At 44.0% G+C, this 16,160-nt stretch carries 18 protein-coding genes; 8 read left to right on the forward strand and 10 right to left on the reverse strand.

All coding sequences use genetic code 11. The features are described 5' to 3' along the window. The first annotated feature begins 146 nt into the window (after positions 1–146). Entirely contained in the window at positions 147–2,534 is a 2,388-nt protein-coding gene (locus DYADSP32_RS01115) for a TIM-barrel domain-containing protein (protein WP_149244419.1), read from the forward strand. A gap of 76 nt (positions 2,535–2,610) precedes the next feature. On the opposite strand, the gene DYADSP32_RS01120 is transcribed toward DYADSP32_RS01115, so the two are convergent. The 7 genes from DYADSP32_RS01120 to DYADSP32_RS01150 all read right to left on the reverse strand — a co-directional run bounded on the left by DYADSP32_RS01120 (position 2,611) and on the right by DYADSP32_RS01150 (position 7,203). Further along, the gene (locus tag DYADSP32_RS01120; RefSeq protein WP_414617410.1) at positions 2,611–2,769 is read right to left on the reverse strand and encodes a hypothetical protein; all 159 of its coding nucleotides are present in this window, start codon (positions 2,767–2,769) and stop codon (positions 2,611–2,613) included. A gap of 4 nt (positions 2,770–2,773) precedes the next feature. Beyond that, positions 2,774–3,298, reverse strand: a complete 525-nt coding sequence (locus DYADSP32_RS01125; RefSeq protein ID WP_414617411.1) for a hypothetical protein — start codon at positions 3,296–3,298, stop codon at positions 2,774–2,776. Between the two features lie 159 nt (positions 3,299–3,457). Then, positions 3,458–3,952: a VOC family protein gene (locus tag DYADSP32_RS01130; RefSeq protein WP_149244418.1), complete on the reverse strand. Its 495-nt coding sequence runs from the start codon at positions 3,950–3,952 to the stop codon at positions 3,458–3,460. 73 nt (positions 3,953–4,025) lie between these two features. Then, positions 4,026–4,844, reverse strand: a complete 819-nt coding sequence (locus DYADSP32_RS01135) for a helix-turn-helix domain-containing protein (RefSeq protein ID WP_149244417.1) — start codon at positions 4,842–4,844, stop codon at positions 4,026–4,028. 152 nt (positions 4,845–4,996) lie between these two features. Next, positions 4,997–6,067: an ionic transporter y4hA gene (locus DYADSP32_RS01140; protein ID WP_149244416.1), complete on the reverse strand. Its 1,071-nt coding sequence runs from the start codon at positions 6,065–6,067 to the stop codon at positions 4,997–4,999. A gap of 200 nt (positions 6,068–6,267) precedes the next feature. After that, on the reverse strand, positions 6,268–6,678 hold the full coding sequence (locus DYADSP32_RS01145) for a VOC family protein (RefSeq protein WP_149244415.1): 411 nt from the start codon (positions 6,676–6,678) through the stop codon (positions 6,268–6,270). An 81-nt stretch (positions 6,679–6,759) separates the two neighbouring features. Further along, positions 6,760–7,203, reverse strand: coding sequence for a cupin domain-containing protein (locus DYADSP32_RS01150; RefSeq protein WP_149244414.1), 444 nt, complete (start codon positions 7,201–7,203; stop codon positions 6,760–6,762). 79 nt (positions 7,204–7,282) lie between these two features. Between DYADSP32_RS01150 and DYADSP32_RS01155 the strand changes: the two genes are divergently transcribed. The 5 genes from DYADSP32_RS01155 (at position 7,283) to DYADSP32_RS01175 (ending at position 10,919) form a co-directional block, all read left to right on the forward strand. Next, positions 7,283–7,858 carry a DUF1697 domain-containing protein gene (locus tag DYADSP32_RS01155; protein ID WP_414617412.1) on the forward strand — a complete coding sequence of 192 codons (576 nt, stop codon included), beginning with the start codon at positions 7,283–7,285 and terminating at the stop codon, positions 7,856–7,858. Positions 7,859–7,940: 82 nt separating this feature from the next. After that, entirely contained in the window at positions 7,941–8,198 is a 258-nt protein-coding gene (locus DYADSP32_RS01160; protein ID WP_149244412.1) for a DUF6364 family protein, read from the forward strand. Then, positions 8,195–8,623: a PIN domain-containing protein gene (locus DYADSP32_RS01165; RefSeq protein WP_149244411.1), complete on the forward strand. Its 429-nt coding sequence runs from the start codon at positions 8,195–8,197 to the stop codon at positions 8,621–8,623. The genes DYADSP32_RS01160 and DYADSP32_RS01165 overlap by 4 nt, the downstream gene beginning before the upstream one ends. Before the next feature lie 37 nt (positions 8,624–8,660). Continuing rightward, positions 8,661–9,074, forward strand: coding sequence for a Dabb family protein (locus tag DYADSP32_RS01170; protein WP_149244410.1), 414 nt, complete (start codon positions 8,661–8,663; stop codon positions 9,072–9,074). Between the two features lie 147 nt (positions 9,075–9,221). Continuing rightward, positions 9,222–10,919: a glycoside hydrolase family 9 protein gene (locus DYADSP32_RS01175; RefSeq protein WP_414617413.1), complete on the forward strand. Its 1,698-nt coding sequence runs from the start codon at positions 9,222–9,224 to the stop codon at positions 10,917–10,919. A gap of 5 nt (positions 10,920–10,924) precedes the next feature. Here DYADSP32_RS01175 and DYADSP32_RS01180 read toward each other — a convergent pair whose 3' ends face one another. Next, complete coding sequence (locus DYADSP32_RS01180; protein WP_149244408.1) at positions 10,925–11,140, reverse strand: hypothetical protein; 216 nt, start codon at positions 11,138–11,140, stop codon at positions 10,925–10,927. A gap of 208 nt (positions 11,141–11,348) precedes the next feature. Beyond that, positions 11,349–13,904, reverse strand: coding sequence for a DUF4838 domain-containing protein (locus DYADSP32_RS01185; RefSeq protein WP_414617414.1), 2,556 nt, complete (start codon positions 13,902–13,904; stop codon positions 11,349–11,351). 466 nt (positions 13,905–14,370) lie between these two features. Here DYADSP32_RS01185 and DYADSP32_RS01190 point away from each other — a divergent pair, with 466 nt between their 5' ends. Beyond that, a complete protein-coding gene (locus DYADSP32_RS01190; protein ID WP_149244406.1) occupies positions 14,371–15,030 on the forward strand; it encodes an oxidoreductase in 660 nt (219 codons plus the stop codon). Between the two features lie 178 nt (positions 15,031–15,208). Continuing rightward, entirely contained in the window at positions 15,209–15,649 is a 441-nt protein-coding gene (locus DYADSP32_RS01195) for a GNAT family N-acetyltransferase (RefSeq protein ID WP_149244405.1), read from the forward strand. 72 nt (positions 15,650–15,721) lie between these two features. Here DYADSP32_RS01195 and DYADSP32_RS01200 read toward each other — a convergent pair whose 3' ends face one another. Further along, positions 15,722–16,132, reverse strand: a complete 411-nt coding sequence (locus DYADSP32_RS01200; RefSeq protein ID WP_149244404.1) for a hypothetical protein — start codon at positions 16,130–16,132, stop codon at positions 15,722–15,724. Between the last annotated feature and the right edge of the window lie 28 nt (positions 16,133–16,160).

Raw genomic sequence — 16,160 nt, forward strand, 5'->3', positions numbered from 1 at the left:
GATCAGCAGCCACATCCGGGAGGAAACAGATTGTTGCCGACTGACATGGATCCGTAAAATGTAGGAATAATTAGGTGATTCTGGCCGAGATCTGACGGCTGGAGGCATATAAAGTAAGCTACTTATTGAATTTTTTTGAATTGAACATGATGTACCCAATAAAATTTCCTGGAAAACCTATTTTGATTTCCTTCGTGCTGGCGCTATGCTTTGCGAGTACCAGTGTGTTTGCGCAGCACAGCAAGCTTATCAATGAACCCGTAGATGTGAGCGGGGACTTCAGGGATTTTTCAAACACGATATTCTTTGCCGACAGTCTGGCCTCCTTCGATCCGGAAACGGGTGCCGGACAGCTCAAATGGAAGAGGCACGAGGCATTTTCTGCCCACAATTTCGATAATTCCATGCTGAGCTATAAGCGCTCACACAGCAATGAGTTTCCGGCTATTGAATACGCCCAGGATCCCGTTTTGCCATTTTTGCTCGAATTTACTTCGCCACGAACCATACGGATTCGGGCAAACACAAGTACTCAGAAACAGATCGCCGAACCTTCACTGATGCTGGTTGCTGAACCTGCCTCTGACAAATCCTGGAAGTACAGTAAAGTGAACGGAGGACATCGGTATACGGGTGCTTTTGGCTCTGTAACGATCTATGAAAATCCCTGGAAAGTGTTGGTTCGGGATGCGCAGGGCAAGATTTTGACACAAACCCGTGGTAAGGCGGATGGTAAAGCATCATACACCCCCACGCTACCATTTGCTTTTGTAAGGCGTGCATCAGATTATTCCCGCAGCGTGGCTGCTGTCTTTTCACTTTCGCCGGATGAGAAAATATTTGGATGTGGCGAGTCTTTTACAAAACTGGATAAGAACGGTCAGATAATCGTACTGTGGGCGCATGATCCCAATGGTGTGGAAACCCAAACGATGTACAAGCCGATTCCCTTTTACCTTAGTTCCCGCGGTTATGGTATGTTCATGCACACCACATCACCCATTACCTGCGACTTTGGTGCAACTTACGGAGAGTCTAACGCCATGCAGATCGGCGACGAAAATCTGGATCTTTTTATTTTTCTGGGTGATCCGAAGGAAATCCTGGATGCCTACACCGATCTTACCGGCAAAGCGCCCATGCCACCGTTGTGGTCGTTTGGGCTTTGGATGAGCCGTATTACCTATTTTTCGGAACAGGATGGAAGAAATGTGGCTGAAAATCTGCGCAAAAACAGGATTCCATCCGATGTGATACATTTCGATACAGGCTGGTTTGAAACCGATTGGCGCTGTGATTACAAGTTTGCTCCAAGCCGCTTCAAGGATCCCGCCGGAATGATTGCTGATCTCAAAAAGCAGGGCTTCCGTACTTCGCTTTGGCAGCTGCCCTACTTCGTCCCGAAAAATGATCTGTATCCTGAAATTGTTGCACAGGGATTGGCGGTGAAAAACGCCAACGGGAGCATTCCGTATGAAGATGCCGTACTGGACTTCTCCAACACCAGCACCATCAAGTGGTACGAGGATAAAATTGGAGGGTTGCTGAAACTGGGTGTATCGGCCATTAAGGTCGATTTTGGTGAAGCTGCGCCATTGTCGGGCGTGTATGCTTCCGGGCGCACAGGTTTCTATGAGCACAATTTATATCCGCTCCGCTACAACAAAATTGTTTCTGATCTGACCAAAAAGCTCACGGGCGACCGTATTATCTGGGCCAGAAGTACCTGGGCGGGAAGTCAGCGTTACCCGATTCACTGGGGGGGTGATGCCGAAACGACCAACAAAGGAATGGAGGCCCAGCTTCGCGGCGGTTTGTCTTTGGGATTGTCGGGCTTTACTTTCTGGAGTCATGATATTGGCGGGTTCACCATGAAGACCCCAGAGGATCTTTACCGTCGCTGGTTACCCATGGGACTGCTCAGCTCCCACACACGTACACACGGACAAGCACCCAAGGAGCCTTGGGAATATGGCGAGGAATTTCAGAACTATTTCAGAAAAGTAGTCGAGATGAAATATAAGCTGATGCCCTACATTTACACCCAGTCGAAAATTGCCTCGGAGAAGGGGTTGGCCATGGTGCGTGCCTTATTTGTTGAGTTTCCCAATGATCCTGGAGCATGGCAAATTGATAACCAGTATATGCTGGGGTCTGATATTCTGGTAGCACCGTTTTTTGAATCCTCAAAAACCCGGCAGGTCTATTTGCCAAAGGGGAAATGGGTAGATTACCAGACAGGCAAGAAATATGAAGCCGGCTGGCACGAAATTGCTGCCGGGGAAATTGAAGTGATCATGGTGGTGCGTGAAGGTGCCGTGTTGCCACACGTCAAAGTAGCGCAGTCAACCAATGACATTGATTGGAAGAATATCGAGCTGGTCAGTTTTGGTGCTGGGTCTGGTACGTTAGCGGTGAAGGTCTGTTTACCCTCGGATAATCTGGTGAAAGAGGTTTTACTGACCAGAAAAGGTAAAAAATTGGTGGTTAGCCAGGATCCTTTTGGGGGGGAGGTGAATTGGGTGGTACGGTAGTGTAATTCAAGGGTAGAGAGGGAAAAATTACTTTGTGCTTAGGCGTTACCGTGAATTAAAAGCCTTGACCGGGCTGTTACTTGGTGTCTTTTACTTTCGAAATATATACCGTACGTTTCGCGTTTTTATCTTTGATTTCTTTCATAATTTTTCTGAAATCTGCAAGTTCTTGTTCCGACCAAGGCTCAGATTTCGTAGATAAGTCTATATGCTTTGGTTCTTTAATGAGTCCCATGATTTTAGCTTTTAAAATATTGAGAAATAAGTCTTAATGCGGCATCGGTTTCAATGAACATTCTTAGCCCCCTGAAGTGAGTCGCAAAAAGCGATTGTTGATAATGTTTAATTAGTGATGATTTTGCATCAAAAGCGAGGAAGCCTTCAAAGCCCTTGTCCATTGACACTTTGCAAGCATAAGCAACCAGGTTTCCCGGAACACCAAAATGGACTTTGTCTTTTCCTTTATTGAATTTTGCACTCTCAATCAGGTGCATAAAAACGTGATCGTCCTTGTCCTCTATGCTTAAAAGTCCTTGAATAATTGTCGGATTATTAACAGTGGTCAGGCTATAAACCTCTTTTGTATGATCTTTTAACTCCCTGATCCAATCAAACTGCCAATGTGATTTTTTAATTTGTTTGACATCTGAACTGGTCAACCGGGAAATTTCTGTGTCAAAAATTTCACCAGTCAAAGTGTTTTCGATAGAGTTCGTTAACTTATCAACTAAAAAGTTAAGTCCTTTATTTTGCAACGTTTTCACAAAGCAATTTACTAAAATCTAGCCTTTTTGGCAAATGACCAGGAATAATAGTTGTTACAGGCCTTGATATTGTCTACCATTTGTTCAATGAGTCGGTATTGTTCATTTACGTAGTTAAGCAGATTGCTTAATGGTCTAGGAATTGCTTGTTTTGGTTGTTCAATTAACAGAGTGTAACCCCAGCTTATTCCCTTCCGTATCCGCGAACAACGCAAAGAAACCCATTTCAGGACTGATCTCGGTTTTAGGTACAAGTATTTTCCCGCCGTTCGCTTCTATCCTGGCTGCTACGGCTTGCAAATCTTCACCGGCATTCAGATAGATGAGTGCGCCATCTGTGGTGGGTTTGTAATCGCCACCCTTGGCAAGTACTACATTCACAGTTTCACCATTTCCAGGCAAAACGCCCATTTGTACTCCGCCCATGTCCATTTCTTCGATCTTTATGTCCAGAATGATTTGATAAAAAGCGACCGCTCTTTTGAAATCGGAAACGGGAATTTCGACTATTGAAACAAGATTTTTCATTTTTTTAGCAGTTTGGATGGCGGTTGAGTCAACTTTTGTGCTCTCAGAGCCCGACTCTTTTTTAGCCGTGCAGGAGTGCAAAACAGCCGAAAGCACGATCATGGAACTCAGAATTACCTTTTTCATTTCTCGATGGGTTTGTTCAGATTCAAATGTACGGTCATGTCTAATCTCAAAATTGTAAAAATGCGACACAGACCTAATCAGCATAGAAAATGGATGAAAGTTCCATGTTTTCGTGACCCAGAAATTCCTTAGGATTTATTCCCGTAAATTCCCTGAAATCTTTGTTGAAATGTGCCTGGTCATAGTACTCGCTTTCATAGGCAATACTTGTCAGGCTGTCGGATTGCCGGTTAAGCAGCATTTTCAGTGCAGTCTGTAACCGTATTACCCTGCCCATTTGCTTAGGACTGATTCCGACCTGATTAAGAAATTTCCTTTCAAGTTGCCTTCTTTTTGAAGGGTCATCTTTGAGGATGGATTTGATTGGCGCAACTCCGTTCGTTTCAAGTAAAGCTCCTACGGTTGATTTTACGATGTTGTCGATGGTAATTTCGCTTTTCAACTTCGTAAAGAGGAATTCTTCCACAATTTGTATCCTTTCTTTTGCATCTGTGGCGGGGATTATTTTTTGTTCCAGCTCAGCTGCCGGAGTGTCTCCGAATAGCAGTTCCAAAGGTGTTTCTTTATTTGCCAGGCTGTGAAGGGATGCTGTCACGAAGCTTGTAAATCCGTAGGGATAAAAGCGAACGGCGAATGCGTTTACATAACCGGTTGGCTCTATAAAGAATGGCTCAATGGTCTGCCCCAGGATCATGGCGCGCGGCTGGATAATAAATTCGTCTGCCGATGTGTACCGTTTTATATCGTCACCTAGGGTAAATATCATTTCTATACAGCCATCCGGTACGATCCGTTGCCTTTGAGAATCCGCAGCGGGCGGGACCTCCAAGGTCCAGTAGCATTTAACAAGGGAAGCTAGATCCGGATGGGGCTGGAATGTGTCGTAGGTCATTGTTGGCAAGCTATGTTGATTCTACGTTTCGATAGATGCTTGATAAATAGATTTATAGCTGTTAGTGAGGCATTCGGCCCAGCCACTGATACGAGCCATAAACTTCACGGGTATGCAGAATACAAATCACAAGAATGGACATTCTTCGTATTTTAGGGGTAAATGATCAGGAATATGAATGCGATCAAATTGACTAAAAGCACTACACCATAAACGATATTTGTCCGGCCGCTACTTAATGAAAGCATCACTGTAAACACGGAAAGTCCCAACAGAATGATGGATTTAACATCCAGTCCTAAAATAATTTTCATATCGTAGACGATACAAACAATTGCCACACTCGGAATGGTTAAGCCTATACTTGCCAAAGCCGATCCCAGCGATAAATTCAAACTGGTTTGAAGTCTGTTTTTCCTTGCTGCCATGATTGCTGCGATTCCTTCGGGCAAGAGTATTATTGCGGCAATAACCACCCCCACCAGGGTCAATGGTAAATTGTAACTGATAATAATACTTTCAATGGTAGGGGAAAGCGTCTTGGCTAGGAGCACTACAATTCCCAGGCTGACGAGCAGAAAGAGAAAGCTCGTTATGACCATTCGTTTGCCAATGATGTCTGTATTTTCGTGCTCATGTCCTCCTGCTGAAAGAAAATATTCTCTGTGTCTGCTGGTTTGGGCAAACAAAAAGAAAGAATAAATAATGAGGCAAACCAGGGAAGCAAATATGAGCTGAGGGGTAGAGTAGTATGATCCCTGCACACTTTTGGTGAAAGTAGGAACCACCAGCGTAAAAACGACTATGGAGATGAGTGAGACCAGTGCTATGGTCACAGAATGTTTGGAGAAAGTCTGTTCATGATGTTTCAGTCCTCCTATAAAGAGGCAGGAGCCTACAATTCCGTTCAGAATAAGCATCGTTGCAGAATATACAGTATCTCTCGCCAGGGAAACGGCCTCTTCTCCTCCCGACACCATCAGTGAAATGATGATGGAGACTTCGATAACCGTGATCGAAATCGCAAGAATTATGGTCCCGTAGGGTTCTCCAACTTTATGGGCAATGATCTCGGAATGATGTACCGCCGACATGACGCTTAAAATAAGCAGTACGCTTGCCAGGATTTGGAAGATGTAACTGTCATGAATGACACCCGAGAAAAAAAGCCCCCAAGCCAGAGTGGGGATGATAATTGTCCATTGCAGCAATTGTCGCATCATAATTATTTTATCAAAATTTGTAATGTGATGTTTTAGATTCTCCTGGTCAAACTTCTTAGGAAATTCCAAATGTCTCCGGTATTCATTGATCCGTTTTCAAAATTGCGATACTGTAACATTGATAGCAGCAAAAACCGCTTGATTCGCGTTTTCATTATCCAATATCCAAATTTTCGCGTCTAACTTGAAACGAACGACCTTTATAAGTCATGGAGAAGCATCCAGGACGTTCCAAATTTATCGCGTAGCATGGCAAAGCGATTTGCAAAAAAGGTTTTTTCCATTGCCATAAAGATATCACCATCAAGGGAGAGCAGGTTATAGATGTGTTCTGCTTTCTCAGCCGAATCAAAACGAAGTGTAAGATACACGCTCCGCATGGGTTCGGCACCTGGAATGTCAGCCCCTCTGAGCAAGGTGCCACCTATTTCCATGGTCGCGTGAAGAACTGGATTTTTCCATTCTTTTGGAAAATTGGGAGGTGGCTGTTGGTGATGTGTTACCGTATTTATTTTGCCCTCCAGATGTTCCTCGTAAAATCGGAATGCTTCTCCACAGTGGCCGGGATAATTAATATAAATGTCGAGTTTCATTGGAGGGGCGTTATTCATCTCTATATGTTTTTTGGTCCGCTTGTTTTAATTAAGCGGTAAAAGATGATTTTAGTTTCTTGTACCAAGGAAGTCACCTTGCTACTTCTTAGCCATAGTTCCCGGCGAATGCCAGCTAAAGACATGATAGGTGGTTGGCGTGGTACCTACGTTTCGTATGGCATGCATCTGATTCGACGCCTGAAAAATGACCGATCCGGGCCCAACACGCTTCATCTGCCCGTTAACCAGCGCTTCAACGGTACCCTCTTTGATTATGATCACTTCTTCTTCCGGATGTTTGTGCGGCGGGTGCGAGGTGTCGCCAGGGTTGAGTGTTGTAACGTGGCATTCCAACTCGTCGAGTGTGGCGGTGGCAGAGCGGAAGAATGTGCGCACTGCACCTGTTTTTGTAGTTTTCACTTCCACGTCGTTCCAGTCGAATATGGCCGAGTCCAATACTTTTACTTTCGAATTGGCAAACATGACCGTAACGGTCAATCCCATGGTGAGGGAGGCAACGATGACATCTCTTTTAGTAATCATGGTATCCGGTTTTGATTGAGGTAAGTTCTTTGTTAGAAGACTGATAATTTGTTAGTTTACCTTTACAATGCAGAATCAAATGGAAAGAATCCCCATCATGTCGGAAAAGATAACAAGTACCTATGTGGCCGTACTGAGAGGCATCAATGTAAGTGGCAAGAATATGATCAAAATGCCTGCTCTGGTGAAGTCATTTGAAAGTTTAGAATTTGAAGCAGTAAGATCTTATATCCAGAGTGGGAATTTGGTATTTGACGCGCCAACGGCTGAATCTGCTGTGTTAGCAAAACGAATACATGATCAGATCATCGAAGATTTTGGTTTTGATATTCCGGTTCTGGTGATGGGAATAGGCGAGTTGGTACATATCCGGGACGCAAATCCTTATATTCAGCGCCCCGAGATTGACCCTGCCGCTTTGCACGTTACATTCCTCGAAAATATACCGGACGAGGAACTGGTTGCAGGAATTGATCCTGTAAAGTACCATCCCGATGAGTTCATTGTAATTGGTAAATCAGTATACCTACATTGCCCAGTAGGGTACGGCACAACCAAATTGAACAATAATTTCTTCGAAAATAAATTGAAAACAAAGGCAACTACCAGAAATTGGAAAACGGTGAATAAGCTGGTGGAGTTAGTTGAGAATTAGTTTTAACTTTGAACAGCTTACGTGTTAAATATGTTATTTTTACACGTGTATTTATGATGTATCATTTTCTTGGACTGGCAATATGAATGTAAAACTGACCTTGGTACTGGAAGCCTCTGTTATCGATAGAGCAAAAAACCATGCAAAACTAAACGGAAGAAGTCTATCCGATTTGGTTGAAAATTACTTCAAAATGATTACCAGCGACACTCCACCAGAGGAAAACATTGAGCTCACTCCAATTGTAAAGTCATTACGAGGCTCATTCAAAGCGCCTGAAAGCTTTAATTACAAGGAAGAGCTTAGCAATGCGCTGGCAGAGAAATATCTTTCAAAATGAAAAACATTTTGCTCGATTCGGATGTGCTGATGGATTTTTTTCTTGACCGAACACCATTTTCAGAAGATGCGTCAAAAATATTGTCTTTATGTGAGAACGGAGAAATTGTTGGTTATGTAACTCCGGTGATTTATAGCAATTTGTATTATTTGCTCCGTAGAATTTCAGATCGACAAACTGCAATTAGTCAATTGAGAAGGCTTTTTTCTTTTACTCGACTGCTAGTGATTGATGGACGTGCAGTACTTGCCGCCTTACATTCTGACAATGTTACCGATTTTGATGATGCTCTGCAAAACTATGCAGTTGAGGGGAGTGATGACATCCGAGTCATCATTACCAGAAATGTACGTGATTTTCGCAAAAGCGCGGTCGCCGTATTGACACCGAGTGACTATTTAAAACTAAGAAAACAACACCTTTGATTCCAGTAAAGATAAGTACGACTGTCCTATTAAAATTATGAAACAAAACTCACGACGTAAGTTTTTGCAAAATGCCGGATTGGCTACACTGGCCTCCGTTTCACCTCTGGCAGCCGAACCAGGGAAAGTCAGGGAGCTTTTTATACACCACGTATATTTTTATCTTAAAAACCCCAACAACGCGCAAGACGAAGCAAAATTGATGGAGGGTCTGAAGAAGTTGGCCAAGGTGCCGACTATTCAGTATGTACACATCGGCACGCCCGCAGCAACCCGGCGCTCCGTAATTGTGACCGACTATTCGATATCGTGGATGTGTTTTTTCAAAAATATCATTGAGGAAGAAATATACCAGACCCACCCGATCCATCTGGATTTTATTAAGGATTATGCTCATTTGTGGGAAAAGGTGGTGGTGTACGATTCCATCGGTCCTAAGAAGGTGGAATAGAAATTTTTCCACGAAGGAATTCTAGTAAATGAAGAGGGGTAAAGCTAGTTGTCCGATGACTTATGCACCCAACAACGTTATATCAAACTTATGACTGCTCAAGTTCTGAATTTCTGCATTTTCTTCATAATCTGTTTTCAACCAGTGATGGCGCAAAAACCATCAGCAGATATCCGGTTAAACCAGATTGGTTTTTATCCCAAAGGTGATAAAATGGCGGTAGTTCTTGGGGAGAACGGTAGTGCTTTTGTACTTAAAAACCTTTCAGGCAAAGTTGTATTTAAGGGCAATCTGGGGCACGTCAGAACCAGCCAGCATTCAGGCAAGATCAGCCGACTTGCCGACTTCTCAACTTTTCAGAAGCCGGGTAAATATGTCCTTGAAATTCCATCATTGGGTCAATCTTCCGGTTTTGAGATTAAAGAGCAAATTCACAAAGAAATTGCAAAGGCCGCGTTAAGGGGATTTTATTACCAAAGAGCTTCAACCGATCTCCCGGGCAAATTTGCTGGCAAATGGGCTCGTCCTGCCGGGCATCCGGACGACAAAGTAAGGGTCCATGCATCAGCGGCATCTGATCAACGACCTGAAAATTTCATCATCAGTTCACCAAAAGGTTGGTATGACGCTGGTGATTACAACAAATACATTGTGAATTCTGGTATTACCATGGGTACTTTGTTGTCACTTTACGAGGATTTTCCAGGCTATTTCGAAACCTTCCATACCAACATTCCCGAAAGTAATAATAGTGTACCTGATCTTCTGGACGAGGTGATCTGGAACCTTCGCTGGATGTTTACCATGCAGGATCCTGCGGATGGAGGTGTATATCACAAGTTAACCAATCCAAGGTTTGATGGAATGATCATGCCGGATGCCTGTGACAAACCCCGGTATGTTGTTCAAAAAAGCACTACCGCTACACTTGATTTTGTGGCCGTGATGGCGCAGGCTGGAAGGGTCTTCAAGAATTTCGAGCTGGAATTGCCAGCACTTGCGGATTCTTGTGCAGTTGCGGCAGTAAAGGCCTGGGAGTGGGCAGAAAAAAATCCCAGGATTCACTACAGCCAGGAGGAAATGAATAAAAAATTTGACCCGGATGCGGTAACAGGCGCTTATGGTGATCGTAATGAAGGTGATGAACGAATATGGGCATCTGCGGAGCTCTACGCACTTACCCACAAGGAAGATTATTTGAACAACATATCATTTGAAACCGAGAAGCAGTTCCTACTGCCCTCCTGGAATCAAGTGAAGGCATTGGGATACTATACGATATTAAGGTTTAATGAATCCCTGAAAACAGAAGCCAAACTTGTGGCGGGCATAAAGCAGCAAGTTATGACTTACGCGGATGAACTTTTAAAGGATTTGGACAAACAGCCATATCAAACCGTGATGGGTAAGTCGGTAAAAGATTATGCGTGGGGTAGCAGTGCGGTGGCGGCTAATCAGGGGATCTTGTTGATTCAGGCTTTTCGTCAGACGAACGACAAAAAGTATATTCGGGCAGCGCTGGGAAATCTGGATTACCTCCTCGGGCGAAATGCTACCGGGTATAGCTTTCTTACCGGTTTTGGATCCCGACAAGTGATGCACCCCCATCATCGTCCATCTATCGCCGACGGGGTTTCGGAACCAGTGCCCGGGCTGTTGTCTGGTGGCCCAAACCCCGGCCAGCAGGATAAGTGCACCACGTACACAAGTAAATTTGCGGATGAGTCATTCACGGACGATGCATGCTCGTTTGCCTCCAATGAGATTGCGATAAACTGGAATGCGCCGATGGTTTATCTCAGCGCTGCAATGGAGGCACTCATGGTAAATGAAGTAAAAAAATGATTTCTCTACTTCTCTTTCGTTGATTTTACGGGAACAGTTGCCGGTGTTTCATTGTAGCCTTTGTTACCGGTCATATTCCCTTTCTCGGATTTTGAGGTCGCCTCCTCCATTACTTTCTTTGAACCTTTGGCGCTTTCATCCTTTTGTTTGGATTTATCCGCTCTTCCCCCGGAAGAAGGAGAACCTCCTGCAATTTCTTTGGATTTAAGATCAGTTTTCATGGTTTCTAAGGTTTTATTGAAAGTCATCAATAACCATACCAGCCTCAAATCTATTTACCATGAATTCGTTGTAAATGGATTTTTCCCGTAAACGCTCAGAGATTTTTTGCAGATTCAGTAGGATTTCTGTTTTACTCTGCGTGTATCCGCAGGATTTACGTCATTTTCAATCCGCGCGTAATTTTAAAACTAATAACAGGAAAACTTCCTACTTTGCATTTTTCACCCAATCGTGGAAGGCCTCTCTTCCTCCTGCTTCTGAAAAGAAGGTAACCTTTTCCCTGTCGGCAATTTTACAAAAGGCGGCGTAAGTACCGTCATACCTTGACAATACGGGTAATCGTCTGCATTTAAGATACAAAATGGGCAAAGATGCCATTTCTACATGGTTCAGAATTTCCTCGTTCTCCGCCACTTTTTTCGCTTCCTCAAAAAGGGAATAGGATTTACTCACAAATTCGTCGGTGAAAATCCTGTCGGTAGGAGTGAGACCGAGGTGAATATGTGTCTCTGGGGTTACCTGGCCGTGCAGTAAATCGAAATATTGCCGTACAAACCTGCCTGATCTGCCATAGTAACCAGCCATAAAATCGTTAATGACCTCCTCCGTGTTGCAATCCGGGTTCCAGAGTAGCTTGGAAATGACGTAGGATCTGAGCTCCGCAAACTCACCTCCACGACTCTGATAGGCTGCCTGTTCCATGATACCGATCGCATTGTTTTCCCGGAAGGTTTTAATGTTTGATTGCAATACATTGAAATTGGGGTAAGGCATTACGTAGTGACTAAAATTAACAACGTAGTCCCAGATGTAAAGGTGCGGCGCCAGCGATGACCAGGTGTTGAGCTCTTTTAGGAAATCCTGGTTTTCGGGGCATGTTTTGAAATCATGTGAAAAACAACATTCAATACTACAAAAACGGACCACTACATTGTCCTTCGGACGGATACGTAGCGGTGGTTTTCTGGTGTACTGATAGGCAAGCGTTCCGATAAACTTGTCGGGGAATTCACTCCTGACAGCATCCGCGACCTGATTCACAAACCAGATCATGATACCCGACTCGGTTCCTTCTCTTTTTACAATGGACTGGCACTGATTACATTGGCAGGCATTGTACCAGTCGTTCTGCGATACATCATAGATCAGGTATTCGGGACTTTCACGCATTCGTTTTTTGATCTTTTCGGTAATGATCTTCAGTACGTCCGGATTGCTCAGACACAGCTGTGCGTGGTCATGAACCCGTTTCCCTTCCAGCTCACTGTAATATTCCGGGTGTTTGTCGAAAAATTCTTCTGGTGGCATGAGCGGGTAAAAAGTGTGAACGCTCCAATAGCTTTCAATCCCACCGGGCTGCTTTGGGGTGGACATGGAGCCGTTCATTTTATTCCGGGTTGCCCATATTGGATTAAAGGCTTCGAAGTAAAAGTCATTACGCACCCTTATTCCTGGCCCTTCGTGGTGATTGTATCTTGTGAATTTCAGCTGGGCCCTTTTTGGGATCACGGCCTTGCCGGGAGTGTACCAACGGCAACCCAACTCATTTTCCAGGAAAGCCATTACCCCATAGAGCGTACCACGCCGTTTCCCCCCATAAATGAGTATATCCGAGCCTGAATTGGTGTAGAAATAACTTTCGTCGGTATCTAACGGTGCGTTTGCATTTGTTTTGCTTTGCGTGACGGCATTAAACCCAACAATAATCTGTGGGCCACTATGCTGCTGATCCAGGGTCTGGATAGGAAAGGTGGCGCCGCTGATTTCTTTCAACCATTTTTGCAGCTCAGTTGCCGCCCACTGTTCCGATTCGGACGCCTGCCCATCGAGGGCAATGCGGTAATCGGTTTTTTTATTGTCAAACAACACATATTCAGACCTCTTTCCTGCGAAGAAAGTTTGATTGAGTTGAGCCGATTCTCCATTTTTTAATTGTACATCGATTTGTGCTTCGTATGCCTGGAATTGATCTGATCGCATGCCCAGTTTGCCGCAGAATGATGCGTTTCGACTTTCATCATAAATGGAGTGCCCTTCTGTGTTCTTAATTTTGATGCTAACTTTTTGTACAAGCTCGTCAAGTACCACCGGTGCGTATCTCGATGAAAGAATACTTTCTCCTTCTTCATTGGCATCAATTCTAAAAAAGTCGCCCTTAGTAAACTCACTTACCGAAAAGGGTAAAAACCGGGCACAGAATTCCCAACGGTTCCCTCTTTGCTCCACCTTAAGCAAAAGTTTATTCACCCCCTTTTTCAGCGCTACCGGTATCAGGTCGTTGTCGGGCTTTAGGCCTCTTTCATAGGGGTAATCCCAAACTTTAATTCCATTGACCCAAAGGCTTCCGCCATCATTGGTACCCAGCGCCAAAAATTTCATTTCGGCACGATCCGATGATACCTCCGTGTAGGCATACGCAAAAACGGTTGGATTTCTGGATAGGGATTTGCGTAGGTCAATGACCGAATCGGGAGATGTATGAGAGATCCATTTCAGGGACTGCTTCCCTGCTTTCAGGGTGCTCCCGACCTTACCCACTAAGTTGCTTTCTCCTCCTGTTTTAGTATCCAGGGCATTTTCATAACCGTCCAAATGATTCCATGATTTGGCAGGGTCAGTTGGTGGTTGTAGTGGGATAGGTCCGCAGAGCAACCAGGTTTTTATCCATTGATGCTCCTTGACGGTCTGGAGCGGTAGATTTTGCGCGTCAACTGCCAACGCTGAAAGAAGCAAAATGAAACAAACGAGGTTTTTTAGTTGCATAGCCTGATGTTTGATAGATTCGGGATTACAACAGCTAAGTTCCACGCTACATTTGGACGAGCAATCGGTGTGTAAGCCGAATGGAATCTGACATAGGAGGTATTCCCGCATGGTTTTAAACAAATACGTGCTTTGCATACGAATAGGCTATTGTGGAAGGAAGATGCTATCATTTGAAAATCAGATTATTTAATCATTGGATTGGCCTCTTATTTCTTCTTTCGGATAAGGGTTACAGTAGTGCCAGGTAAACCGGTTTGATTTACAGACCAACAGGATCTCTGAATGGAATCTTTTTTTGTCGAAGGGGACCTCTACAACTTTGTAAAAGCCTTTTTTTTGGGAAAAACACCCATTCTTGCCTTGTTTTGCATGAATGATGGTAATTAAATTGAATTACAGGAATGAATTTTGTACCATTGGTCTAAATCAATTGTAGAATCAAGATTACAATACATATAAACGCATGTCCGATATAAATAGAGTTGCATTACTTGTAGGTGCCACCGGGTTAATTGGCAGCCAGCTGTTGGCCAAACTTCTTCATTCGCCTTTCTATTCCAAGGTAATAGCACTTACCAGAACGCCGTTGACCGTGAGAAATACAAAACTGAAAGAAGTCATTTTCGACTTTGATCGACCGGATGCCAGCCAGGTTATGGCAGATGATATTTTTTGTTGTTTGGGAACGACTATCAAAAAGGCAGGATCGCGGGAGGCTTTCAGAAAGGTTGACTATGAGTATCCATTGAAAATAGCAAAACTGGCCAAGCTGAATGGTGCTCAGAAATATCTGATTGTGACGGCCATGGGGGCTGATCCGAAATCGGGTATTTTTTACAATCGCGTGAAAGGAGAAGTAGAGCAAGAATTAAAAGGCCTGGATTATGAATCGCTGCATATTTTGCGGCCATCTTTACTGCTGGGTGACCGGAAGGAATCCCGTGCCGGAGAAAAGATTGGGGAAATTCTGGCGACTGTATTTAAACCCATCATGCTTGGGCCTTTAAAAAAGTATAGGGCGATTGATTCTGAAAAAGTAGCAAATGCCATGATGATTTTGGCGCGAAATCCCGAAAATGGTATTTTTGTTCATGATTCGGGAGCGCTCCAGCAGTTTTCCTGATTGTAGAAATTGATGGCATCGACCAGGCTACTTTGATGTTAATGTTTTTGACCTTAGGCAGCATGTTGAATTTTTTTATTGTTGGATTGCTGTACAGCTGATTCCATGTGTATGAGCCTTTACAACCAGTTGTCAACCATTTAGCCCTTCAACCATTTAACCGTTTCTCAAATATTCCATGATCCCAAATGGCGTTACCGTTCGGCGTGCCTCCCTTTCGGAGGGGGATGCAATCTATTCCATGATTTGCGCGCTAGAAAATACTGTGATTGATCGCAGGGCATTTGACCGGATTTTTCACAAAAATCTGGAAAGTGAGCTCATTGGGTACTTTATTGCGAAAATGGAGCAGACACCCATCGGAATGGGCAGTGTGCATATCGAAGGCTTGATACACCATGCGGCGTTGGTGGCCGAAATCCAGGAAATGTTTGTATATGAGCCCTATCGTTCCCTGGGTGTGGGAAAATGTCTGATGGAATATTTGGTTGAATTTGCCAACAGTAAAGGCGCCATACAGCTGGAAGTCACCTCCCGGAATCACCGGGAAAATGCCCATCTTTTTTATCAAAAGGAGGGTTTTGAAAAATCGCATGTAAAATTGGTCCGGTATTTTTAGGTATTTAGCGATATAAAAAATCATCCCGTCACAGACAGGATGATTTCCAAATTACCCTAAACCTTCAACTGCTTAATATCTGTTGCGTCCGCGTGCCCAGTTGTCGTGACGGCGGCTGCTGAGTCTTTGTGTGTCGGTCATCAGATTATGTAATTCCCCTCTCAAAATCCGTTCTTCCCGATTGGATAATCTGCCTCGTGAGCTAAATTTTCGCTGCATTACTTCGATACGATCATATTGATGCATCAAGGCAGAAGCTTCACGTGCATTAAGCGTCCCTCGGCGTATACCCACGGATATCTCTTCGCGTACCGATCTTTGCAGGCGGTTGATATCCGAGTTTCGTCCATCACCGGGTTGATTGTAACCATATCGGTCATTGTTGTGGCGGTTGCTCCGGTTGTCATATCTCGAATCGTATTGAGCCTGAGCACTGGTAAAACCTAAGACGAAAATGGCTGCGGCAAAAAGTATCTTTTTCATGACTAATAAATTTTAAAGTTCGAGGGTT

The sequence above is a fragment of the Dyadobacter sp. 32 genome, assembly GCF_902506755.1.
GTDB lineage: Bacteria > Bacteroidota > Bacteroidia > Cytophagales > Spirosomataceae > Dyadobacter.